Below are 21,337 nucleotides of genomic sequence, written 5' to 3' on the forward strand. Positions count from 1 at the left end.
CCGCAGCGGCAGGCTGGCGCACCGCGCCATAAAGGATGCTAAAAACTTGCCATGACAAACACTATCGAAACCTTGAGCGCACTCGTCGGCTTTCCGACCTTGGCCGGCGGTCCGAACCTGGACCTGATGGGCTGGTTGCAACAGCGCCTCTCTGACTTAGGCGCTCACGTTCGCGTTATGCCCGGAACCGATGCGAACCGGATCAACCTTTGGGCAAAACTCGGGCCGGACGGACCGGACGGCATCCTGCTCTCGGCGCATGAGGATGTCGTGCCGGTCGCGGGACAAGCCTGGACCACCGACCCGTTCCGGTTGAGGGAGGGTGACGGCAAGCTGTTCGGGCGCGGTTCCGTCGATATGAAGGGCTTCCTGGCTTGCATGGTGACGGCGGCCGAAACCGCCAGCCGGTTGACGCTGCGGCGTCCGCTGCATCTGGCCATTTCCCATGACGAGGAAATCGGCTGCGTCGGCGTCCGCCCGATGCTGCAGGCCATGGCGGCCGAAGGGTTCCGGGCGCGCGCCTGTATCGTCGGCGAACCGACCGGCCTTGTCATCGCGACCGGGCATAAGGGCAAGGTCGCTGTGCGCGTCACCTGCCAGGGACAGGCCGCGCATTCCGCCAATCCGGGTCTCGGCGTCAATGCCATCGGCATGGCGGCGGCGATGGTGGCCGAGGTCGAGGCGGTGGCGGCCTGGCTTGCCGAACAAGGCGTGCGGGACAAGGCCTATGCCGTGCCGCACGGGACCGCGCAGGTCGGCACCATCAGCGGCGGCACCGCGCTCAACATCGTGCCGGCGGAGGCGAGCCTGGCGTTCGAAATCCGCTTTCCGGCCGGCGAGGATTACGAAGCGCTGCTGATCCGTCTGCGCGACCGCGCAGCTGCCATTGCCGCCGCACGCGGCGGTGCGATCAGCATCGCGGTCACCAATGCCTATCCGGGCCTGGCCGAGCCCGAAACCTCACCCGCCGTCGCACTCGCGACCTTGGCCGGCGGTTCGACCCATTTCACGAAACTCGATTTCGGCACGGAAGCCGGCTTGTTCCGCGACATGCTCGGTCTGCCGAGCGTGGTCTGCGGGCCCGGCTCCATCGACCGCGCCCATAAGCCGGACGAGTTCATCACGCGGGATGAACTCGCGGCCGGCGATGCGTTTCTGACGCGCGTGGTGGAAAGTCTGGTTTAGGACTTCAGAACATAGGTGCGGATGGCATCCGCCCAGCCCGGGCCGTCATTGTCGCCGGTCACCACCATCGACGCTGCCTTCACGCTCTCGGCCGCATTGCCCATGGCGATGGAAAGGCCTGCGATCTTCAGCATCGGCACATCGACATTCATGTCGCCCAGGCAAGCCATCTCCTCCGGCGTCACGCCCGCGATCCTGGCGAGGGCCAGCGCCGCATGGCCCTTGTTCGCGTCCATATGGGTGACATCGCAATAATAGGGCGAGGATCGGTTGACCGAGGCCTGGCCGTGCAGATTGGCCTGCAATTCCTCCTCCACCCGGCCGACGAGATCGAAATCCTTCGACGAGGACATGATCTTGTTGGTGTTCGACAGGTAAGGGCTGAAATCCTCGACGACGGTGAAGGTATTGCGCGTCACCTCGGCCTCATGCGCGACATAGGGGCCATTGGCGCTTTTCACATACCAGCCGTTGCCGGCGAAAACCCAGACATCCAGCCCGGCGGCCGTCATGTGGTCCACCGCCACGCGGGCGGCGTCCTCCGGGATCGCCAGCTCATCCAGAATGGTCTTGTTGTCGGCGGCGACGATCTGGCCGCCATTGAAACCGGCATGGGGCGTCGTGATGCCCAGCGGCTCCAGATACATTTCCATGCCGCGCGGCGGCCGGGAGGAGGCGAGGCAAAGCACGATGCCTGCGGCCTTCAGCTCCTGCGCGGCCTTGATGGTTTCCGGATGCAAGGTCTTGTCCTTGCGGACCAGCGTGCCGTCGACATCCGTGACGACGAGGCGGATGGGTTTGGAGAGAGTAATGTCGGTCATGCTGGCCTCCGGGGGAAAGATCGCGACAAAGAGAGAGGCTTGCGGCCGCAGGGTCAAGGCGGGCAGGAATGACATATGACATTCTCCATCGCTGCCCGCTGTGCGACGACCGGCCGCTTCGCGGTCGCCGTCGCCTCCTCCTCCCCCGCCGTCGCCGCCCGCTGCGCCTATGCCCGCGCCGGCGTGGGTGCCGCGACCACGCAGAACATCACCGACCCGAGGCTTGGACCGAAAGCGCTGGACCTTATGGCGCTTGGCGCCGACGCGGCCGCGGCCCGCGCGGTTCTGGTCGCGGTGACGCCCCATATCGATCACCGTCAGCTGACCATGATCGATGCCCAAGGCCGCACCGCCGTCTTCTCGGGTAGCGGCACGCTCGGCACCCACGGAGAGGCCGAGGGACAGGATGTCGTTTCGGCGGGCAATCTGCTCGCCAATCCCGACGTGCCGCAGGCGATCGTCGCGGCTTTCGAGGCGAGCGCAGGCCAGGACCTGGGCGACCGTATCATCGCCGCCATGGCGGCCGGATTGGCAGCCGGTGGCGAGGCCGGGCCGATCTTTTCCGCCGGCATGCAGATGGTGGGCGAGGTTTCCTGGCCGATTGCCGATCTGCGGGTCGACTGGCATGAGACGCCGATCGCCGAACTCGGCCGGCTCTGGAATATCTACAAGCCGCAGATGGAGGCCTACGTCACCAGGGCGCTGAACCCGGTGGCGGCGCCGTCCTACGGCGTTCCCGGCGACGAATAACGCCGCAGCGTTTGGCAGCCTCCCGTCCGCTCAGGCTTTATTTCCGCGCGGATGGGCCAAACTCTGCGGCATAGGAAAGACCTCTTGTGTCAGGAGACGGCTGCCCATGCCCGATAGTCAGAGCGACGTTTACCGGCCCGCCCTCATCGAAGATTACGGGATGATCGGCGATTGCCGGACCTGCGCGCTCGTCAGCCGGGACGGGTCCATCGATTGGCTTTGCCTGCCGCGTTTCGACAGTGCCGCCTGCATGGCCGCTCTTCTCGGAACCGCCGAGCACGGGCGTTGGCGCCTGGGTGCTGCGACCGATGACGCGCGGGTCAGCCGCGCCTACCGTGACGGCAGCGTCGTCATCGACACCATCATCGAAACCGAGACCGGCCGCGCCAGGGTGACGGATTTCATGCCGGTCGGCGCCAGCGAAACCGCCATCATCCGCATCGTCGAAGGGCTGACAGGTGAGGTCGATATGGCGCTCGATCTTACGCTCCGCTTCGATTACGGCAGCACCATCCCCTGGGTCATCGGATTGGAAGATCAAAGCGGGTTGCAGGCGATCTGCGGACCGGATCGCATCACGCTCTTTTCCTCGATCCCGCTGATCAGCGAACACATGGTGACGGAGGCGCGCTTCAAGGTGACGCCGGGCGAGCGGCAGAGCTTCTGCCTGGTCCATAACGCCTCGCATCTCAATCTGCCCGAACTGCCGGACGCCGATCAGTTGCTGGCGGATACCGTTCTGTTCTGGGAGGATTGGTCCAAGGTCTCGACCTATGACGGCGAATGGACGGAAGAAGTCCGCCGCTCCCTGATCGTGCTGAAGGCGCTGACCTATGCGCCGACCGGCGGTATCGTGGCGGCGGCAACAACCTCCCTGCCCGAACAGCTGGGTGGCCCGCGCAACTGGGATTATCGCTATTGCTGGCTGCGCGATGCGACGCTGACCCTGGGGTCCCTGCTCCGCGCCGGCTACCGCACGGAAGCGCGGGACTGGCGGGACTGGCTGATGCGCGCCGCCGCCGGCATGCCGGACCAGATCCAGATCATGTACGGCATCGCCGGTGAGCGGCGCTTGGACGAATGGGAAGTGCCCTGGCTGCCAGGTTATGAGAATTCGGCCCCCGTCCGCGTCGGCAACGCCGCCTCCGGCCAATTGCAGCTGGATGTCTTCGGCGAGGTGATGTCGGTGCTCTCCGCCGGTCGGCGGCTTGGCCTGGCGGACACGCCGGACGGTTGGGGCCTGCAATGCGCGCTGACCGACCATATCTGCGATATCTGGCGCCAGAATGACGACAGCCTGTGGGAAGTGCGCAGCGGCCGCCAGCCCTTCACCTTCTCCAAGATCATGTGCTGGGTGGCGCTCGACCGCTCCGTCCGCGATGTCGAGGCCCATGGTTTCACCGCACCGATCGAGCGCTGGCGGACCGAGCGCGCGGCGGTGCGGGAGGAGATCCTGACCCGCGGCTTCAACAAAAAGCTGAACAGCTTCACCCAGGTTTTTGACGGTGACGAGTTGGACGCCAGCCTATTGCTGATCCCGCATGTGCATTTCATGGATGCGCATGATCCGCGCATGATCGGCACGGTCGAGGCGATCGAAAAAGGGCTCGTCGTCGATGGGCTGGTGCGCCGCTACGATACCCATGACAGCGATGACGGTCTGCCACCGGGCGAAGGCGTGTTTCTGGCCTGCAGCTTCTGGCTGGTCGATAACCTCGCCTTTCAGGGAAGGCTGGACGAGGCGACAACATTGTTCCGTCGGCTGGTCGGCCTCGCCAACGATCTCGGCCTGATCGCCGAGGAATATGCCCCCGATCTGAAGCGCCAGATGGGGAATTTCCCGCAGGCCTTCACCCATGTGGCACTCGTCAATACCGCCTTCACCATCGCCGATGCGCATAAGGGCCAGCGCGGCGCGCGGCAGATGGGCGAATGATCAGGCGGCCGATGGTGTCGGGCGCGGCCGCCTGAGCCGCGCGCCGAGGCCCAGCATCATGACGCCAGCGACGATCGCAGCGAAGGCCGCGAGCAGAAAGATCGCGGAATAGCCGTAGAAGCCGACCAATAGGCCGGCGAGCGGTCCGGTGAGGCCGAGAGCGACGTCGAGGAAGACAGAGAAGACGCCGAGCGCCGCACCGCGGCTGGTGGCCGGCACGCGATTAAAGGCCTCCACCCCCAAAGCCGGGAAAATCAACGCGAAGCCGAAGCCGGTGACGGCAGCGCCGATGGTCGCGATCAAGGGAGAGCCCGCGAAGGTCAGCATGAAAAGACCGGCGGCCTCGACCATGAAGGAATAGAACGAGACGCGCAGCGCGCCTTCGCGGGCGATGATACCGACGAACATGAAGCGCGAGGCGATGAAGAAGACGCCAAAAGCCGTCACCGCCAGCGCCGCATCGGGCCAATGGCGGCTGGCATAGAACAGCGTAACGAATGACGCGATGGTGCCGAAGCCGATCGAACCCAAAGCCAATGCCATGCCATGCGGCAGCACGCGCCCGAAGACGCTTTTCATCGGCAGCTGCTCGCCGCGAACGCGCTTGGTGACAGGCCCCTTCATCGCAAAAGGATAAGCGATCAGCGGCACCAAGATCATGACGACGCCGATCGTCCAGAAGGCGAACAGATTTTCGATGACGATGCCGAGCGGAGCGCCGAGGGCGATGGCGCCGTAGGTCGCGACCCCGTTCCAGGAAATGACCTTGGCGCTATGCGCGGGTGAGGTGCGGCCGATGGCCCAGGCGATGGACCCGGTCGCAACGCCGCTTTCCCCCGCACCCAGGAACAGCCGGCCGATCAGGATCAGCGTCAGGCTGACGGCCTGATGATGGTACAGGGCTCCGCCGATCAGCGTCATCACTCCGGACCCGGCGCAGCAAAGCAGGCCGAACAGCACCATCTGCTTCGGGCCCACCGTATCGGTCATGCGGCCGACCGGTGCGCGGGTGATGAAGGTCGCCAGATACTGCACGCTGACGGACAGGCCCGCGAGCACGGAACTATAGGCGAGCGTGTTGTGGACGAAGACCGGTAGCGCCGCGAGTGGCAGGCCGACGACGAGATAGCCGACGAAGGTGAAGACGACGGTCGCCAGTATCTGCCGCAAGGCGGCACGACCGGATCCTCGCGGTGTCGGGACGGGCGTTGGTGCAGTCACAGTCATTCAGTCGCTCGCGGAAGGCATGGGACGGGAAGGACTTCCTTATAGCGTAGTCACTTCGCAACGATGAATGACCAAGGTCGGGACCATGGCGTGCAATAGGGAGATAACACAAAAGATTGCGCAACCAGACACAAGCCTCACGCCCGGCATCTGGCTATTGCGCCCAATCGCCCTAAGGTCGGGCGCATGTCCCAGTCCCCTGCTCTTCCGGCTCATCGCCGTCCTTTCGGCGCCCGCTATGCCTTCGTGGTCGTGGGTGTGATCTTTGTCTGCCTGCTCGTCTCCGCCGGCGTTCGCGGTGCGCCGGGCGTGCTGATCATCCCTTGGCAGAATAGTTTCGGCTGGAGCCGTGCGACCGTCAGCCTGGCGGCGGCCATCGGCATTCTTCTCTATGGGCTTTGCGGTCCCTTCGCGGCTGCCTTTATCCAGCGCTACGGCGTCCGGCATGTGACGATGCTGGCCTTCGGCCTGCTGGCCCTCTCGACCTTCGCCAGCAGCTTCATGCGCGCACCCTGGCAATTGATGCTGACCTGGGGCGTGCTCTCCGGCATGGCGACCGGCTGCGTCGCCAATGTTCTGGGCGCGATTGTCGCGACCCGCTGGTTCACTGCCCGTCGCGGACTGGTCATGGGCATCCTCACCGCCAGCACGGCGACGGGCACGCTGATCTTCACGCCGGTCCTTTCGACGATCGCCATTTCGGACGGCTGGCGGCCGGTTGTGCTGATCATCGCCGCCGCTGCCGCGCTGATGATCCCGCTGATCGGTTTTCTGATCCCGGAGCGTCCGTCCTCCATCGGTCTGCTGCCCTGGGGCGCCAAGCCGGGAACGGTTCCGGCCGTCGCCCCCGTGGGCTCGCTCTTCGCGCAGGCGTTCGGCGGCCTGATGCTGGGCGCGAAAAGCCGCACCTTCTGGCTGCTGTTTGCCAGTTTCTATATCTGCGGCTTCACGACCAACGGCCTGGTGGGCGTGCATATGATCGCGCTTTGCGCCGATCACGGCATTCCGGAAACCCGCGCCGCCGGTCTGCTCGCCATGATGGGTTTCTTCGATCTTATCGGCACGACGCTATCGGGCTGGCTGACCGACCGCTTCGACAGCCGCAAGCTGCTGTTCATGTATTACGCGCTGCGCGGCCTGGCCCTGATCTACCTGCCCTATTCGGGTTTCGGCCTGTACGGCCTCGCAGCCTTCGGCGTCTTCTTCGGGCTCGACTGGATCGCGACCGTGCCGCCGACGGTGCGCCTGGCGACGGAGACCTTCGGCGATCATCGCATGCCCGTTATCTTCGGCTGGATCGTCGCCGGCCATCAGCTGGGGGCCGCGAGTGCCGCCTTCATCGCCGGCCTCAGCCGGTCGCTGGAAGGGTCTTACCTGCCTGCCTTCCTGTTCGCCGGCATGCTGGGCGTCGTCGCGGCCTTCCTGTCCATCTTCATCGGCAATGCCGATCGCCGCGCCGCCGAACGGCTGGCTTGATGGTCAGCCAGAGACGTCTTCGGACGTCTTCTGCTCCAGCGGCAGCGCCGCAAGCCTGAAGCCGAGGGCGCCTGCAACCCCAAGCAGCGTCGTCAGCCGCGGATCCCCATCGTCGCTCAGGGACTTATACAGTCCCTCGCGACTGACCCCGGCTTTACGCGCGACATCGCTCATGCCGCGGGATCGGGCAATGAGGCCCAGCGCATGCCCGACATAGGTCGCTTCTCCTGAAGCAAAAGCATCGTTCAGCAAAGCAAGCCGCGCTTCCGGCGTATCAAGATACTTCGCCAGATCAAGGGGTTCGGTCTTTACCATTGCGCTCGCCTAATTTTCCAAACTGGCCGCCAATCGCCGCGCCCACTTGATGTCACGATCCTGATTGCGCTTATCGCCACCACACAGAAGAACGATCAAAGTCCGACCACGCTGGACGAAATAGACGCGATAGCCTGGTCCGTAATCGACGCGTAGCTCTGAGACACCGTCACCAACCGGCCGCACATCTCCGAACAATCCGGCTTCCAGCCGAGCGAGCCTGACGATGATGCGGCGAAGCGCTTCCTGGTCCGTCAGGCGGTCAAGCCAATCTGCAAATTCGCGGGTGCGTCGCAGTTCCATTTTGTTATCTATACTTCACAGACCTATCTGTAAACTATAGGCGACAAATCGTTCCTTATCCGCAAACAAAAAAGGGGAGCGGTTGCCCGCTCCCCCCTTTCCCAATCAAACGCTGAAAGCAACGAGGCTTTAGCCCTGCTGCTCCTGCAGACCCGGAAGGGACTGCTGCATCTGCGGCATCATGCGGTCGGTCATGTTGTGGATGATCCACAGCGAACCACCGATGACGATGAGAACGACAATCCCCGCGAAAGCGAAGGCCGTGATGTTCCAGCGCTGCTCGGACGAGAAGTTGAGGTGCAGGAAGTAATAGAGATGCACGAACACCTGCACGATGGCGAGGATCACGATGGTTGTGACCGTCGCGCCCGGCGACATCGCATGGCTCATCACCGCCCAGAAGGCAGCCGCCGTCAGAATGACGGAGAGAACGAAGCCGATAGCATAGGATGTGTAGCTGCCGTGCGAAGCGCCGGCAGCATCGACATGACCATGGCTATGGCCGTGTGCGCTGTGGTCCATATTTATATGACCCCCATCAGATAGACGACCGTGAAGACGCAGATCCAGACGATGTCCAGAAAGTGCCAGAACAGGCTGAGGCAGGTCAGGCGGCTCATATAGGTCGTGTTGAGCGGCTTGCCCATCACACCCATCTGGAACATCAGCGTCGCCATCCACAGCAGGCCGGCCGTCACGTGGCAACCATGGGTCGCGACGAGCAGGAAGAAGGACGACAGGAAGGCGCTACGCTCAGGCCCGTTGCCGTCGGCGACGAGATGCATGAATTCCTTCACTTCGAACCCGATAAAGCCGAGGCCGAACAGGAAGGTGATGCCAAGCCAAAGCATGACCTGCGACTTGTTGTTGCGATGCGCCGCCAGCATGGCGAAACCGTAGGTCACCGAGCTGAAGAGCAGGCAGGCGGTTTCGATGATGACGCCGTTAAGCTCGAAGATATCCTTGCCCGTCGGCCCGCCGGCATAGGAATGCCGGTTGACCGCCACGCCCGCAAAGGCGGTGGCGAACAGGATGCAGTCGGTCATCAGGTAGAGCCAGAAGCCGAAGACCTTATTGGCCAGCTGTTCCTGGGCGTGATCGTGGTGGTGGTCGTGGCCGCCGTGGGCGGCGACCGCATCAGTCGGCATGCTGCTTCTCCGTCTCGAGCGAGGCGACCTTCAGGAAATGCGCTTTTTCGATGCGCGCGACCTCTTCACCCGGCACGTAGTAGTCGATGTCGTCATTACAGGTACGAATGATCAGCGTGAGGATGATGCCGACGACGCTGAGGATGGCGAGCCACCAGATATACCAGATCATCGCGAAGCCCATGATTCCGGCGAAGACGGCGATGATGAAGCCGGCCCCCGTATTCTTAGGCATGTGGATGTCTTCGTAGTGGTCACGGGCCTGACGCTCGATCGTGCCGCGCTGCTTCGCATCCCACAGCGGTTCGGCATCGGCGACCGTCGGCGTGGTGGCGAAGTTGTAGAAGGGCGGCGGGGATGAGATCGCCCATTCCAGCGTGCGGCCGCCCCAGATGTCGCCGGTCACGTCCTGCAGCTTGGCGCGGTCACGGATCGAGACCACGATCTGCAGAATGGAGCAGACGATACCGCAGAAGATCAGGACGGCACCCAGCAGGGCGACCCACATATAGGGGACCCAGGCAGGGTTGTCGTAGTGCTCCATACGGCGCGTGGCGCCCATGAAGCCCAGCGCATAGAGCGGCACGAAGGCGACATAGAAGCCGACCAGCCAGAACCAGAAGGAGCGCGTGCCCCACTTGGCTTCCAGCTTGAAGCCGAACATTTTCGGGAACCAGTAGTTCAGTCCGGCGAAGCAGCCGAAGACCACGCCGCCGATGATCACGTTATGGAAATGCGCGATCAGGAACAGGCTGTTGTGGACGATGAAGTCGATACCCGGCACGGCCATCATGACGCCGGTCATGCCACCGATGGTGAAGGTCACCATGAAGCCCACGGTCCAGAGCATCGCGGGCTCGTATCGCACGCGGCCGCCATACATGGTGAAAAGCCAGTTGAAGATCTTCACGCCCGTCGGGATGGCGATGACCATCGTCGAGATGCCGAAGAAGGCATTCACATCCGCACCGGAACCCATGGTGAAGAAGTGATGCAGCCAGACGACGAAGGAGAGGACGGTAATCGAGACGGTCGCCCAGACCATCGAGGTATAGGCAAACAGCCGCTTGCTGGAATAGGTCGAGACGACTTCGGAGAAGACGCCGAAGACCGGCAGGATGAGAATATAAACCTCCGGATGCCCCCAGGCCCAGATGAGGTTCACATACATCATCTGGTTGCCGCCACCGTCATTGGTGAAGAAGTGGAAGTCCAGATAACGGTCGAGCGTCAGCATGCCGATGGTCGCGGTCAGCACCGGGAAGGCGGCCATGATGAGGATGGAGGTGCAAAGGATCGTCCAGACGAAGACCGGCATGCGCATGAAGGTCATGCCCGGCGCCCGCATCTTGATTATCGTGACGAAGAAGTTCACGCCCGTCAGCAGGGTGCCGATACCGGAAATCTGCAGCGACCAGATCCAGTAATCGATGCCGCTGCCGGGGCTGTATTTCAGCTCGGAGAGCGGCGGATAGGCGAGCCAGCCGGCCTGACCGAACTCACCGATCGCAAGCGACAGATTGACCAGCGCCATGCCGACGAAGGTCAGCCAGAAGCTGATCGAGTTCAGGAAGGGGAAGGCCACGTCGCGCGCGCCGATCTGCAAGGGCACGGCCACGTTCATGAACCCGATGACGAAGGGCATCGCCACGAAGAAGATCATGATGACGCCGTGCGCCGAGAAGATCTGGTCGTAATGTTCCGGCGGCAGATAGCCGTGGCTGGCGCCATGAGAGAAAGCCAGCTGCGTGCGCATCATGATCGCATCGGCGAAGCCGCGGAGCAGCATCACCAGCGCCATCAGGATGTACATGATGCCGATCTTCTTGTGGTCGATCGTGGTGATCCACTCTTTCCACAAATAGACCCAAAGATTGTAACGGGCGATGAAGCCCAGCACGATGAGCACGACGATGCCCATCAGGCCGACCGCGCCCATTTCAATAGGATTATCCAGCGGGATCGCCGCCCAGGTTAGTCTTCCGAGCATGTCACTGCACCTTCATCTCGCTGAGCATCACATCCCGCTCATGCCGTTCGAGCCGCCCGTCGTCTTCGCGGAGGCCTGGTCGCCATTGCCCTTCATGGTCTTCATCGACGGGGGCGAGCCAACGAAGGACGCGATTTGCTCGCCAAAAATATCGCCGTTCACTGTGCCGTAATAGGACACGGGAACGTTTTCAGAGGCTTTGGACAGAAGCGCAAAGCTTTGCGTGTCAAGCACCTGGCTGGAACCGCGGACCTTCTGCACCCAGGCGTCAAACCCGGCCTTGTCCGTCGCGATGGCCTTGAACGTCATGCCCGAGAAGCCGTTGCCGCTGAAATTCGCCGAAAGGCCCTGGTAGATGCCGGCATGGTCGGCCGACAGATGCACTTCAGTCTGCATTCCGCCCATCGCATAAATCTGCGTGCCGAGCTGCGGGATGAAGAAAGCGTTCATCACGGTGCCGGAGGTGATGCGGAAGTCGACAGACGCACCGACCGGCATCGCCAGCTCGTTCACGCTCGCGATATGCAGCTGAGGATAGACGAACAGCCACTTCCAATCGAGGGCGATGACGTCAACCTCGATCGGCTTCTCGCCATTTTGAGCGACAAGCGGCTTGTAGGGGTCCAGCGCGTGGGTGGTTTTCCAGGTCAGAATGCCGAGTGCGAGCACGATCAGGCAGGGGACGACCCAGACGATGATTTCGATCGTCGTCGAGTGATGGAAGTCCGGACGATAGACGGCCTTCTTGTTGCTGGCGCGAAAGTGCCAGGCAAAGACAAGGGTCAGCACGATGACCGGCACAACGACGATCAGCATGAGAATAACGGCGGTGAAGACCAGGCTCTTCTCAGCCCGGCCGATCGGCCCCTGCGGGTCCATGATGGCCCAGTTGCTACAGCCGGACAGAAGCAGCAGGGGGAGGAGAAGCAACGGTTTCCGCCGCGCTACCTGCCTGAAAAACTCTCTCATCGCGTATCTCTTGCCATTTCGATCATTTTTGAAATCTTCGAACCCGTTGAAAGCCGGTCTAGGCAGGTCGTCAAGCGTCAGCTCGATCGCGACATCGCTCTGGCGGCATGGGAGGAATGCGTCGACCGCCCCTGTCTGTTACGAAACCTAAGATCGCCGCGGTCGCCCGAACATGGAGGATCGTCAATCTCCGGGATAACTTCTCGGTAGGTGTCTTTTAGAAACGCGGCTGTCAACAAAGATCATCATGACAACCGAGCGGCACGACGGTTTCAGGACCTCCGCCAAACCGGATAGAGACGGTCTGGCTTGCCAAAAACGCAAAGCTGCGTTTGCCATGTTACGCCGCTTAGGCAGCCGAGTCTTTGATCCAGGGCATTGATCGCCGCAGCCAGGCTCTCATCCGTGTAAGATCGCGCTCGCCGGTCGCGGTCTTGCCCGCCCGGCCAAAACACGGTGCGGAGGAAGCTATGAAGGTTCAAACCTATCTTTTCTTCGAAGGTCGCTGCGAGGAGGCGCTGGCATTCTACCGGCAGACGCTCGCCGCCGAGATCGGCCCGCTGATGCGCTTTCGGGACAACCCTGACGACCCCGATCATACCATGTTTCCGCCCGGCGCGGGCGAGATGGTGATGCATGCCGAGATGACGATCGGCGAGACGACGGTCTTTCTGTCGGATGGACGCTGCGGCGGCAGTCCGAACTTCACCGGCATGTGCCTGACCTTGGTTCTTAAAAAGCCGGAGGAAGCGGAAACGCTGTTCCGGGCCTTGGCCGAGACCGGGCAGGTGCGCATGCCGCTGCGTCCGACCTTCTTTTCGCCCGCCTTCGGCATGGTCGCCGATAAATTCGGCCTCGGCTGGATGATCTATACGGAGCAGGCGCGGCCAGCCTGACGCCGCGCTGGTTCAGTCGGCCAGCAAAGCGCCCGTCGTGACGAGGCTGACCATCGGCGCGAAACCGGAGAGGATCGCGCAGGCTTGGTCATGCCCGTCCGGCGTGCCGCCGGCACAGGCATCGGTGACGACACGAACGAAGCGCCCGGCGTCGACCGCGCCGAGGACAGTGCCCAGCACGCAGCATTCCGTCGCGACCCCGCAGACCGCGACGCGGCTGTCGGGCCCGACCAGCTGCGCCATCCGTGCGTCCCATTTGCTGAAGGTCTCGCGCGTTTCGACCAGAGCCCCCTCACCCACCGGCAGCGCCAGATCCCAGATGGCGTCGTCCTCGGCGCGCAGTACCGAGGGGAAAGCCGCAAAATAGGGAATCCAGGCACCGGTCGGCGGCATCGGCGCCACGTAACGGGTCAGGATGACGCGGCCGCGATAGGCTTCGACCAGCCGCATCACCTGCGGCAGCGCCCGATAGAAATCCGGCGAAGCCCAGGGGCTGGGCGCATCGGCGAAAACCCGCTGCATATCGATCACCAGCAACCATTCATCACCCGGAACCGGCATGCCACCCCCTATCGCGCGTAAGCCAAGCCGATAGGGCTGGCACCGTTACGCGTCCAGCGCAAAGACTCCGCAGTTTCACAGCACAAACGCTGGACCCGCCGCCTGCGGCGCGGCAGAAAGGTCGTTACACTTCGGAAGCGTCACCAGGCGGCATGGCGAGACGAAACCCTAAGCTCGCGCGCGGCAAACGTCCGCTGCCGTTTCGCATCTGGCTGGGCCGGCTGCTCGGCTCCCCCATCCGCAATCTCGTGCTCGGCGGGCTGTTCGTCTTCATCATCTGCGTCGCCGCGACCTGCGGCTATCTGGCCGCCGGATGGAGCCTGAGCGACGCCCTCTACATGGTCGTCATCACCATCTATACGGTCGGTTATGACGAGGTGCGGACGATCAGCACGCCCTTCCTGCGCGCCAATACGATGATGCTGATTGTCCTCGGCTGCACGGGCATGATCTTCCTCACCGGTGCCTTGGTGCAGTTCATCACCATCACCCAGTTCCAGCAGCTTTTCGGCACGAGGCGCATGAAGCACGACATCGACCAACTCGACGGGCATGTCATCGTCTGCGGCTTCGGCCGCATCGGCTATACCCTGGCGCAGGAGCTATCGGCCGGGCAGATGCCCTTCATCATATTGGAACGGAGCGAGCGCCGCTTCGCGGAAATCCGCGACCTCGGCTATCTCTGCCTTCAGGCGGACGCGACGGATGAGCATACCTTGCAGCAGGCGGGCATCGAGCGGGCGCGCGTTCTGGCGACCGTCCTGCCGGACGATGCGGCCAATGTCTTCATCACGCTCAGCGCCCGCAGCCTCAATCCGGGTTTGGAAATCATCGCGCGCGGCGAGGTTGCCTCGACCGAGCGCAAGCTGATCCAGGCCGGCGCCAATCGCGTCGTCATGCCCGCCAATATTGGTGCCGAGCGCATGGCGCAGATGATCCTCTTTCCGGAAAGCGAGCAGTTCCTGCAAGGGAGCGAGCGTATGCGCGCCTTTCAGAACCAGCTTCTGCGCCTCGGCCTCAACGTGCTGACCCATCCCGTCGCGGCCGAGAGCCGCTGTGTCGGTCTCAGCCTCGCGCAGACGGAAAGCGCGGGCGCCGGCAGTTTCTTCATCGTGGGGCTGGAGCGGCCGGACGAACAGTCAATCAGCCGGCCGCCGCCGGATACCGTGCTTCAGGCGGGCGACGGCGTGGTGCTGGTCAGCCGCGATGGCCATGCGCAGGTCATCGCTTCGATCTTCAGCTCGCCGCACGGCACGATCTGAGCGGCAGGCGGTTCCGCCTGATGGGATAGCGCGCCCGTCAGTCGGCGGCGGTCGAGAGCCGCTGGCCGCCCGTGCGATAGGACGCAACCGCATCGGCGAAGGACAGGAAAATGCGGCGGGACACCGGTTCCGAGTCCATGTCGTATTCCGGATGCCATTGGACGCCGACGGCGAAACCCGGCGCCTGGGCGACACGAAAGGCTTCGATCGTCCCGTCCGGCGCATAGCCTTCGGCGACCAGGCCCGGCGCCAAGCGATCGACACCCTGGTTGTGCAGGGAATTCACCGCAATGTCCCGCGCCTGGGCGACGCGATGCAGCCAGCTGCCGGGTACCACGCGAATCGCATGGGCCTTGGCATGACGTATCACCGCCAGCTTCTGCATCGGCGTCGAATGATCCATACGGTCGGGCAGATCCTGCAAGCGCTGATGCAGACTGCCGCCGAGCGCGACATTCATCTCCTGAAAGCCGCGGCAGATCCCCAGAAGCGGCAAGCCCAGCGCGATGGCCGATCGCACCAGCGGCAAGGTGACCGCGTCGCGAAATTTGTCCTCAGGCGTTTCAGGCGGATGCGGCTCACCGCCATACAGCGCCGGCTCGACATTCGATGGGCTGCCGGTCAGGATAATGCCGTCCAGCCGCTCAATGAGGCATTCGATATCGGCCCGCGATCCATTGGCCGGAATCAGCACCGGAACACCGCCCACCAGCTCTCCCACCGCGCGGACATAAGTGTCCGACACCGCGTGATTGAGCATCGCGAAGCGACCGAAGGCTTTCTGGCAGCAGGATATCCCGATCAAAGACTTCATTTGAATGACAATGGGCCAGAAGTTGTCCGTGAGAAAAGTGATTCTACGGTATGGCCGAAAATGATTCTGATTATGGCAAGTCTGTATCACTCCGAATCACGCATAGGCGCGGCTCGGAGCATCAGACTAGTCTCGGCCGGGATGGCGCACCACCTAGAGCGTCTCCTGCTCGATTACGCTCACCGATACCGTTCTAGATTATTGTTTTTGCGAGCATCTTCACACAGTCAGATGATTCCATCTGGCTGTGATCTGCTCTAGACGACGGCAGCGCGGATATCATTTGCAAAGATAAGGCCGGTCCTGGCCTGGATGGAGACGATAGATGACGAATCCGCTGAAATTCGACCCCGCGCGCGAGGAAGCGATCCGCGAGCGCGCCTATCACATGTGGGAGAGTGAGGGCCGGCCCCATGGCCGTGCGGTCGAATTCTGGGAACGCGCCGCAGAACTCGTGCTCATGGAAGAAAGCGGCAATCCCGGCCAGCTACCTAACCCGATTGCCGAAGGTATCGACCCGTCCGCGCCGGTCGGCGTCGAGGAAGCCGCGATCCAGGAAAATCTGGGCGAATTTCCCGGCCAGCTGACCGATCAGGGCGATGTCGCGCCGACGCCGCGCCCGCGCAAACCCCGCGCCAAAAAGCCCAAAACGACCTGACCGATCAGGCGTCCAATCAGGACGCGTGCCAACCGTAGCGCTGCATGATCGTGGCGCGCAGCGCGCTCATCATGCTGGGGCCGCCGGCCATCTGCGTGAACAGGGCAGCCGCGCAGCCCCCCGTCAGGAAGCGCACGCCCTGCGGCACGGAGACCGCTGCAACCGACAGGCTATCCGTTCCGGCCTGCGCGCCGCGGCGCCAGGTCGCGATTGTCTCGGCGCGGACCAGATCCGGGATGACCGCCGCGAAGCAGGTCGCCGCTGCCGCCGCTGCCGCGTCATAGCCCCCGAAGTTGGGCAATTGCGGCGCGTCGATCGCAAGGGATGCCGCCGCCTCGACGAAGCTTGGCACATTCGGCAGCAGCGGATCGCGCTTGCCCGGACCATCGCAGCCTTGCGCCCCGGTCGAGAACAGCGGCGTAGCGCCGGCACCGGCGGCCGTCAGCAGTGATTGCTTGATCTTTGGCCCTGACAGGAAGGCAAGGTCGATCGCGCGACGGCGCAGCCCGTCCGCGAGGCTGGTCGCGTCGCCCATGCCGAACACGGGCACAGCCGGAACGCCGATCAGATCAAGCGCCAGCAATGCCGCGAGTTCCGGCCCGATCGGGTTTGTCGCCCCAATCCGCAACGGCCGGCGACGGCCCGGCGTGAGAGAGACCCCATGGCGGCCGACCAGAACGGCCGGGGTCAACCCGACGACAATCGGCGTCCAATGATCCGGCGCGTATTTCACGCGACTGTCGCCTTCCAGCCAGGCGAGCAGCGCCGCGCCGGGCGCGACCATCAGCGTGCTGCCGTCAGGGTCCATCCGGGCACCGAAGGCATTGCCGACCGTCACGCCATCGGGACCGCCCATGGCGTCGAAGGTCGCCGTCACGTCATGCGGCAGCGCGCCCAATAAATGCGGGGTCAGCAATTTGGTCCAGCCCGCGACATAGCCGTAGGCCGGACCGCTGCTCAGAACCGAAACCCCGTTCTCAAAGACCGCGGGTCCGGTCGCTTGGGTCCCCGCAGCCTGAACTTGGGCGAAAGCCGGCCCTGCGGCGAGGCCAAGCGGCAGAGCGGAGAGACGAAGGACGCTGCGGCGTGAATATCCGGAACGCGACATGCGGCGGACCCAGCCCGGCCGTCAGCTGTCGTATTGCAGCAGGGACGCGAAAGGCACGTCGATCAGGTCACGGCCCGACAGGAAGGACAGTTCGATCAGGGTGACAGCGGCCGGAACCTCAGCACCCAACTGGCGCAGCAGGCGAATGCCGGCGGATAAGGTACCGCCCGTGGCCAGCAGATCGTCCACCACCACCACGCGCGCGCCCGGCGGCACGGCATCGGCCTGCGCCTCGATCCGGTCGGTGCGGTATTCCAGCGTATAGTCGAGACCGACGACATTGCCCGGCAGCTTGCCTGGCTTGCGCAGCATCACGAAGCCGCAGCCGAGCTTGAGCGCGAGCGGGGCGGCAAACAGAAAGCCGCGGCTTTCCAACCCGGCCAGATAGTCCGGCTTATAGTCGCGAATGATATCCGCCATGCGGGTCATCGCTACCTGCCAGGCATCGGCATCCCGCAACAAGGTCGAGATGTCATAGAAAAGAATGCCGGGCTTCGGAAAATCCGGGATCGACCGGATATGCGTTTTGAGGTCCATGGCCGCTGTATAGCGGAGCGATCAGGGGGGGCAAAGCGCTTCAGGCGTTATTTCGTCCCAAATTGCCCTGCATAGCCGCCCCCCGGCTTGATCAGCCACCCACATAGATGCCGAAAGCAAAGGCTGCCGTATGGCTCGCCGCATTGTTGAGCGCCGGCAGATAGGGAAGATTGGCGAGGCGCTGCGCGGTCTCGGCCGGCGGCAGCGAGAAGATCGGCGCGGCCAAAAGCTTGTCGACCGCCGCCTGGTCCCCGGCACGATAGGCATATTCTAGACCGACCATGGTATCGACCACCGCCTGCGACGGCACATCGGGGCTGATGCCCAGCAACCCGCGCACCTGATTGCGTCCGTCCAGCATCTGCAGCCGGAACAGGGACGGGATAATCTGCCAGCGCGGCGATGTATTGAGCTGGCCGCCGAGATAATCGAGCGCCGCAACCGTTTCTGCCGAGAGCGCCGGATCGCCCTGCAGCTCCTTATAATGGCCGAAGCCATAGGCCACGAGATTGATCGCCCGCACATCGACATCGCCATTGGTCTGCAAGGCGGCGGGCTGCAGCACGGCGGTCGACGGAAGCGGATCGGCATACATGCATCCGCCGAGCAGGGTCATCACCGCGAAACTGGCAACAGGGGCGAAACGCTTCATGACGCATACCTTTGCAAGATTGCAACTATTACGGGCAGATTTGCCAAACGGATGCAAAGGCTAGGTGCCGCTGCGGTGACGCTCGGCCAATGCCACGTAATGCGCGCCGGTCGCCGTGAAGCGCGCCCGCTCCTCCTCACCCAGCACCCGCACGAAACGGGCCGGGCTGCCCGCCCAAAGCTCGTTCGGGCCCATCTTTTTATTGGGCGTCAGCAGCGCGCCGGCGGCCAGCACCGCGCCCGAGGCGACGACGGCACCGTCCAGCACGGTCGCGCCCATACCGACGAAACCGCCGTCTTCGACCGTGCAGGCATGAACGATGGCGCCATGCCCGACCGTTACGTCATCACCCAGAATGCACGCGAATGTGTCACGGTTCACATGCAGGATGGAGCCGTCCTGGATATTGGTGCGCGCACCGATGCGAATGACGTTCGTGTCGCCGCGCAGCACGCAATGATACCAGACGCTGGACCCTGCCCCGATCGTGACATCGCCGATCACCACGGCGGTCGGCGCCACCCAGGCGGTCGGGTCGATGCGCGGCGCCTTGCCTTCGAAACTCAGGATCGTCGCCGCCATCCGGTTCAGCCGTCCAGCCCGAGCATGAGTTTAACGTTCTGGACAGCGGCGCCCGAGGCGCCTTTGCCGAGATTGTCGAGCTGCGCGACCAGCAGCGCATGCCGCCGCTCTGGATGCGAGAATACGCGCAGCGACATACGGTTGGTGTCGTTCAACGCTTCCGGCCGCAGGCTGCCGATGGGCTCGGCCGAAACCTCGATCTCATGCGCACCAGCGTAATGGGCCGCCAGCACCTCGGTCAGCTCCGCCGCCGTCGGGCAGCGCGGCAAGGTGTCGAGATGGAGCGGGATCGAGACCAGCATGCCCTGGCGGAAATGCCCGACCGACGGCACGAAGACCGGCGGCCGACTGAGCCCCGCCTGGATTTCGATTTCCGGCACATGCTTATGGCCAAGACCCAGCGCGTAAAGCTCGAAAGCCGGGCCGCCTTCGGCCTCATGCGCCTCGATCATCGTGCGGCCACCGCCGGAATAGCCGCTGACGGCATTGATGGTGAGCGGCGTATGGGGCGCGATCTTGCCGGCCTCGACCAGCGGGCGCAGCAGCGCGATGGCGCCGGTCGAATAGCAGCCGGGGTTGGAGACATGGGTCGCCGCGCGAATCCGATCGGCCTGGCCGGCGGTCAGTTCGGGGAAGCCGAAAGCCCAGTCCGGGTCGACGCGATAGGCCGTGCTGGCGTCCAGCACGCGCGGCGCATCGGGGCCGAGGGCAGCAGCCAGCGCCACCGCTTCGCGGGACGCAGCATCGGGCAGGCAAAGAATGATGAGATCGGCTTCCGCCATCCGCTTCTGACGCTCGGCCGGATTTTTCCGGTCGGCATCGGGGATGCTGAGCAGCCTGACTTCGGGGAGGCCGGACAGGCGCTGGCGAATGCCAAGCCCCGTGGTTCCAGCCTCGCCGTCGATAAAGATTGTCGGCACCACACTCTCCTGGATGACCATCGGCCCCGGGAGAGGTGGCACCGACGGGTAGATCAACGCTTGCTGAACTGGAAGCTACGGCGGGCCTTGGCCTTACCATACTTCTTACGTTCAACCGTGCGACTATCACGCGTCAAGAAGCCGGCAACCTTGAGGATGCCGCGCAGCTCGGGCTCGTAATAGGTCAGCGCGCGGCTGATGCCGTGACGGACCGCGCCAGCCTGGCCGGACAGACCGCCGCCCTTGACCGTGCAGATGACGTCGAACTGGTTATAGCGGTCGGCCACCAGGAAGGGCTGCGTGATCAGCATGCGCAGCACGGGGCGTGCGAAATAGGTCGCCGCCTTCTTGCCGTTGATGGAAATCTCGCCCTTGCCGGGCTTGATCCAAACGCGGGCAGTGGATTCCTTGCGGCGGCCGGTCGCGTAGGAGCGGCCGAATTCGTCGCGCTTCGGCTCAACGCGCGTGACCAGGGCCTCGGCGCTGGTTGCGATCGGAGCGTCGGCGAGATCAGCGAGCGTGCGGGTCTGGGTCTCTGACATGATCAGGCCCTCCGATTCTTGGAGTTGAGGGCACCGACATCCAGCACGGTCGGCTGCTGGCCGGCATGCGGATGGACATCATCGGCGTAGACATAAAGGTGACGCATCTGCTGGCGCTGCAGCGGGCCGCGCGTGATCATGCGCTCAACCGCCTTTTCGACCACCCGCTCGGGATGGGCGGATGCCAGACGCTGGCCGACGGTACGGCCTTTGATGCCGCCCGCATAACCGGTGTGATAGTAGAAGACGGACTGCTCAGCCTTCTTGCCCGTGACCTGCACCTTGCGCGCATTCACAATGATGACGTGGTCGCCGCAATCGACATGCGGGGTGAACTGGGGCTTGTGCTTACCGCGCAGACGGTTGGCAACAACGACCGCCAAGCGGCCGAGAACCAGACCTTCCGCGTCGATGATCACCCAGTTCTTGCGAGCCTCAGTGGGCTTCAGCGAGAGGGTTGTCTTCATCCGAACTCGGTTCCTTTTAGAGTGCGCGGCTTATGGCCGCTTCCCCTTGGTCGGTCAAGGCTTTTGCCTTGTGGTATTATAATACCGCATTTGATTTCGCGCAGTGCGAAGCCCTGCCCTCGCCATCATCGCAGAGCGCAAAACCTCAAGTATGGGACTGAAAAGATTGGGAAGGGGAAATGCAAATAAGCAGGGATTAACCTCGGCCAATCCCTGCT

Annotated in this window: 24 protein-coding genes; 7 read left to right on the forward strand and 17 right to left on the reverse strand. The window is 63.5% G+C overall.

Annotated features, from left to right (window positions below):
* The first annotated feature begins 51 nt into the window (after positions 1-51).
* Positions 52-1,185, forward strand: coding sequence for an acetylornithine deacetylase (argE, locus tag ACELLULO517_RS08385; protein WP_227306842.1), 1,134 nt, complete (start codon positions 52-54; stop codon positions 1,183-1,185).
* Here the strand turns inward: argE and ACELLULO517_RS08390 are convergent.
* Positions 1,182-2,006 carry a Cof-type HAD-IIB family hydrolase gene (locus ACELLULO517_RS08390; RefSeq protein WP_227306843.1) on the reverse strand — a complete coding sequence of 275 codons (825 nt, stop codon included), beginning with the start codon at positions 2,004-2,006 and terminating at the stop codon, positions 1,182-1,184. The two genes, argE and ACELLULO517_RS08390, sit on opposite strands and share 4 nt — an antisense overlap.
* 75 nt (positions 2,007-2,081) lie before the next feature.
* Here ACELLULO517_RS08390 and ACELLULO517_RS08395 point away from each other — a divergent pair, with 75 nt between their 5' ends.
* Together ACELLULO517_RS08395 and ACELLULO517_RS08400 are read left to right on the forward strand one after the other, a co-directional pair.
* Complete coding sequence (locus ACELLULO517_RS08395; protein ID WP_227306844.1) at positions 2,082-2,756, forward strand: DUF1028 domain-containing protein; 675 nt, start codon at positions 2,082-2,084, stop codon at positions 2,754-2,756.
* A 106-nt stretch (positions 2,757-2,862) separates the two neighbouring features.
* Complete coding sequence (locus tag ACELLULO517_RS08400) at positions 2,863-4,692, forward strand: glycoside hydrolase family 15 protein (protein ID WP_227306845.1); 1,830 nt, start codon at positions 2,863-2,865, stop codon at positions 4,690-4,692.
* Here ACELLULO517_RS08400 and ACELLULO517_RS08405 read toward each other — a convergent pair whose 3' ends face one another.
* Positions 4,693-5,919 carry an MFS transporter gene (locus tag ACELLULO517_RS08405; RefSeq protein WP_227306846.1) on the reverse strand — a complete coding sequence of 409 codons (1,227 nt, stop codon included), beginning with the start codon at positions 5,917-5,919 and terminating at the stop codon, positions 4,693-4,695.
* 186 nt (positions 5,920-6,105) lie between these two features.
* Between ACELLULO517_RS08405 and ACELLULO517_RS08410 the strand changes: the two genes are divergently transcribed.
* Positions 6,106-7,395, forward strand: a complete 1,290-nt coding sequence (locus ACELLULO517_RS08410) for an MFS transporter (RefSeq protein ID WP_227306847.1) — start codon at positions 6,106-6,108, stop codon at positions 7,393-7,395.
* Positions 7,396-7,398: 3 nt separating this feature from the next.
* Here ACELLULO517_RS08410 and ACELLULO517_RS08415 read toward each other — a convergent pair whose 3' ends face one another.
* The 6 genes from ACELLULO517_RS08415 to cyoA form a co-directional block, all read right to left on the reverse strand.
* Positions 7,399-7,710, reverse strand: coding sequence for an addiction module antidote protein (locus ACELLULO517_RS08415; RefSeq protein WP_227306848.1), 312 nt, complete (start codon positions 7,708-7,710; stop codon positions 7,399-7,401).
* 9 nt (positions 7,711-7,719) lie between these two features.
* On the reverse strand, positions 7,720-8,013 hold the full coding sequence (locus ACELLULO517_RS08420; RefSeq protein ID WP_227306849.1) for a type II toxin-antitoxin system RelE/ParE family toxin: 294 nt from the start codon (positions 8,011-8,013) through the stop codon (positions 7,720-7,722).
* A gap of 129 nt (positions 8,014-8,142) precedes the next feature.
* Positions 8,143-8,535 (reverse strand): cytochrome o ubiquinol oxidase subunit IV, encoded by a 393-nt coding sequence (gene cyoD / locus ACELLULO517_RS08425; RefSeq protein ID WP_227306850.1) that lies wholly within the window; start codon positions 8,533-8,535, stop codon positions 8,143-8,145.
* A gap of 2 nt (positions 8,536-8,537) precedes the next feature.
* A complete protein-coding gene (gene cyoC / locus ACELLULO517_RS08430) occupies positions 8,538-9,161 on the reverse strand; it encodes a cytochrome o ubiquinol oxidase subunit III (RefSeq protein WP_227306851.1) in 624 nt (207 codons plus the stop codon).
* Complete coding sequence (cyoB, locus tag ACELLULO517_RS08435; protein WP_227306852.1) at positions 9,151-11,151, reverse strand: cytochrome o ubiquinol oxidase subunit I; 2,001 nt, start codon at positions 11,149-11,151, stop codon at positions 9,151-9,153. The genes cyoC and cyoB overlap by 11 nt, the downstream gene beginning before the upstream one ends.
* A 27-nt stretch (positions 11,152-11,178) precedes the next feature.
* On the reverse strand, positions 11,179-12,081 hold the full coding sequence (gene cyoA / locus ACELLULO517_RS08440; RefSeq protein ID WP_227306853.1) for a ubiquinol oxidase subunit II: 903 nt from the start codon (positions 12,079-12,081) through the stop codon (positions 11,179-11,181).
* 509 nt (positions 12,082-12,590) lie between these two features.
* Between cyoA and ACELLULO517_RS08445 the strand changes: the two genes are divergently transcribed.
* The gene (locus ACELLULO517_RS08445; RefSeq protein WP_227306854.1) at positions 12,591-13,016 is read left to right on the forward strand and encodes a VOC family protein; all 426 of its coding nucleotides are present in this window, start codon (positions 12,591-12,593) and stop codon (positions 13,014-13,016) included.
* Between the two features lie 12 nt (positions 13,017-13,028).
* Here ACELLULO517_RS08445 and ACELLULO517_RS08450 read toward each other — a convergent pair whose 3' ends face one another.
* Positions 13,029-13,577: a cysteine hydrolase family protein gene (locus tag ACELLULO517_RS08450; protein ID WP_227306855.1), complete on the reverse strand. Its 549-nt coding sequence runs from the start codon at positions 13,575-13,577 to the stop codon at positions 13,029-13,031.
* 152 nt (positions 13,578-13,729) lie between these two features.
* Between ACELLULO517_RS08450 and ACELLULO517_RS08455 the strand changes: the two genes are divergently transcribed.
* On the forward strand, positions 13,730-14,839 hold the full coding sequence (locus ACELLULO517_RS08455) for a potassium channel family protein (protein ID WP_227306856.1): 1,110 nt from the start codon (positions 13,730-13,732) through the stop codon (positions 14,837-14,839).
* A gap of 37 nt (positions 14,840-14,876) precedes the next feature.
* Here ACELLULO517_RS08455 and ACELLULO517_RS08460 read toward each other — a convergent pair whose 3' ends face one another.
* Entirely contained in the window at positions 14,877-15,653 is a 777-nt protein-coding gene (locus ACELLULO517_RS08460; protein WP_227306857.1) for a gamma-glutamyl-gamma-aminobutyrate hydrolase family protein, read from the reverse strand.
* Positions 15,654-15,978: 325 nt separating this feature from the next.
* Between ACELLULO517_RS08460 and ACELLULO517_RS08465 the strand changes: the two genes are divergently transcribed.
* Positions 15,979-16,311, forward strand: a complete 333-nt coding sequence (locus ACELLULO517_RS08465; protein WP_227306858.1) for a DUF2934 domain-containing protein — start codon at positions 15,979-15,981, stop codon at positions 16,309-16,311.
* 16 nt (positions 16,312-16,327) lie between these two features.
* On the opposite strand, the gene ACELLULO517_RS08470 is transcribed toward ACELLULO517_RS08465, so the two are convergent.
* The 7 genes from ACELLULO517_RS08470 to rplM all read right to left on the reverse strand — a co-directional run bounded on the left by ACELLULO517_RS08470 (position 16,328) and on the right by rplM (position 21,119).
* Positions 16,328-17,419, reverse strand: coding sequence for a hypothetical protein (locus tag ACELLULO517_RS08470; protein ID WP_227306859.1), 1,092 nt, complete (start codon positions 17,417-17,419; stop codon positions 16,328-16,330).
* 21 nt (positions 17,420-17,440) lie between these two features.
* Positions 17,441-17,956: an adenine phosphoribosyltransferase gene (locus ACELLULO517_RS08475; RefSeq protein ID WP_227306860.1), complete on the reverse strand. Its 516-nt coding sequence runs from the start codon at positions 17,954-17,956 to the stop codon at positions 17,441-17,443.
* Between the two features lie 91 nt (positions 17,957-18,047).
* On the reverse strand, positions 18,048-18,608 hold the full coding sequence (locus ACELLULO517_RS08480) for a hypothetical protein (protein ID WP_227306861.1): 561 nt from the start codon (positions 18,606-18,608) through the stop codon (positions 18,048-18,050).
* Positions 18,609-18,668: 60 nt separating this feature from the next.
* The gene (locus ACELLULO517_RS08485) at positions 18,669-19,190 is read right to left on the reverse strand and encodes a gamma carbonic anhydrase family protein (RefSeq protein ID WP_227306862.1); all 522 of its coding nucleotides are present in this window, start codon (positions 19,188-19,190) and stop codon (positions 18,669-18,671) included.
* A gap of 5 nt (positions 19,191-19,195) precedes the next feature.
* A complete protein-coding gene (gene argC / locus ACELLULO517_RS08490; protein ID WP_227306934.1) occupies positions 19,196-20,131 on the reverse strand; it encodes an N-acetyl-gamma-glutamyl-phosphate reductase in 936 nt (311 codons plus the stop codon).
* Positions 20,132-20,163: 32 nt separating this feature from the next.
* Positions 20,164-20,652 (reverse strand): 30S ribosomal protein S9, encoded by a 489-nt coding sequence (rpsI, locus tag ACELLULO517_RS08495; RefSeq protein ID WP_227306863.1) that lies wholly within the window; start codon positions 20,650-20,652, stop codon positions 20,164-20,166.
* 2 nt (positions 20,653-20,654) lie between these two features.
* Entirely contained in the window at positions 20,655-21,119 is a 465-nt protein-coding gene (rplM, locus tag ACELLULO517_RS08500) for a 50S ribosomal protein L13 (protein ID WP_227306864.1), read from the reverse strand.
* Between the last annotated feature and the right edge of the window lie 218 nt (positions 21,120-21,337).

The sequence above is a fragment of the Acidisoma cellulosilyticum genome, from assembly GCF_020621385.1.
Classification (GTDB): Bacteria; Pseudomonadota; Alphaproteobacteria; order Acetobacterales; family Acetobacteraceae; genus Acidisoma; species Acidisoma cellulosilyticum.

Coding starts and splice junctions, on each gene's coding strand:
- ACELLULO517_RS08410 (WP_227306847.1), top strand. CDS start 6,106: ATGTCCCAGTCCCCTGCTCTTCCGGCTCATCGCCGTCCTTTCGGCGCC.
- ACELLULO517_RS08395 (WP_227306844.1), top strand. CDS start 2,082: ATGACATTCTCCATCGCTGCCCGCTGTGCGACGACCGGCCGCTTCGCG.
- rplM (WP_227306864.1), bottom strand. CDS start 21,119: ATGAAGACAACCCTCTCGCTGAAGCCCACTGAGGCTCGCAAGAACTGG.
- ACELLULO517_RS08460 (WP_227306857.1), bottom strand. CDS start 15,653: ATGAAGTCTTTGATCGGGATATCCTGCTGCCAGAAAGCCTTCGGTCGC.
- ACELLULO517_RS08455 (WP_227306856.1), top strand. CDS start 13,730: ATGGCGAGACGAAACCCTAAGCTCGCGCGCGGCAAACGTCCGCTGCCG.
- ACELLULO517_RS08445 (WP_227306854.1), top strand. CDS start 12,591: ATGAAGGTTCAAACCTATCTTTTCTTCGAAGGTCGCTGCGAGGAGGCG.
- ACELLULO517_RS08480 (WP_227306861.1), bottom strand. CDS start 18,608: ATGAAGCGTTTCGCCCCTGTTGCCAGTTTCGCGGTGATGACCCTGCTC.
- cyoC (WP_227306851.1), bottom strand. CDS start 9,161: ATGCCGACTGATGCGGTCGCCGCCCACGGCGGCCACGACCACCACCAC.
- argC (WP_227306934.1), bottom strand. CDS start 20,131: ATGGTCATCCAGGAGAGTGTGGTGCCGACAATCTTTATCGACGGCGAG.
- cyoD (WP_227306850.1), bottom strand. CDS start 8,535: ATGGACCACAGCGCACACGGCCATAGCCATGGTCATGTCGATGCTGCC.
- ACELLULO517_RS08475 (WP_227306860.1), bottom strand. CDS start 17,956: ATGGACCTCAAAACGCATATCCGGTCGATCCCGGATTTTCCGAAGCCC.
- ACELLULO517_RS08450 (WP_227306855.1), bottom strand. CDS start 13,577: ATGCCGGTTCCGGGTGATGAATGGTTGCTGGTGATCGATATGCAGCGG.
- cyoB (WP_227306852.1), bottom strand. CDS start 11,151: ATGCTCGGAAGACTAACCTGGGCGGCGATCCCGCTGGATAATCCTATT.
- argE (WP_227306842.1), top strand. CDS start 52: ATGACAAACACTATCGAAACCTTGAGCGCACTCGTCGGCTTTCCGACC.
- ACELLULO517_RS08465 (WP_227306858.1), top strand. CDS start 15,979: ATGACGAATCCGCTGAAATTCGACCCCGCGCGCGAGGAAGCGATCCGC.
- ACELLULO517_RS08405 (WP_227306846.1), bottom strand. CDS start 5,919: ATGACTGTGACTGCACCAACGCCCGTCCCGACACCGCGAGGATCCGGT.
- ACELLULO517_RS08470 (WP_227306859.1), bottom strand. CDS start 17,419: ATGTCGCGTTCCGGATATTCACGCCGCAGCGTCCTTCGTCTCTCCGCT.
- ACELLULO517_RS08485 (WP_227306862.1), bottom strand. CDS start 19,190: ATGGCGGCGACGATCCTGAGTTTCGAAGGCAAGGCGCCGCGCATCGAC.
- ACELLULO517_RS08415 (WP_227306848.1), bottom strand. CDS start 7,710: ATGGTAAAGACCGAACCCCTTGATCTGGCGAAGTATCTTGATACGCCG.
- ACELLULO517_RS08390 (WP_227306843.1), bottom strand. CDS start 2,006: ATGACCGACATTACTCTCTCCAAACCCATCCGCCTCGTCGTCACGGAT.
- ACELLULO517_RS08400 (WP_227306845.1), top strand. CDS start 2,863: ATGCCCGATAGTCAGAGCGACGTTTACCGGCCCGCCCTCATCGAAGAT.
- rpsI (WP_227306863.1), bottom strand. CDS start 20,652: ATGTCAGAGACCCAGACCCGCACGCTCGCTGATCTCGCCGACGCTCCG.
- ACELLULO517_RS08420 (WP_227306849.1), bottom strand. CDS start 8,013: ATGGAACTGCGACGCACCCGCGAATTTGCAGATTGGCTTGACCGCCTG.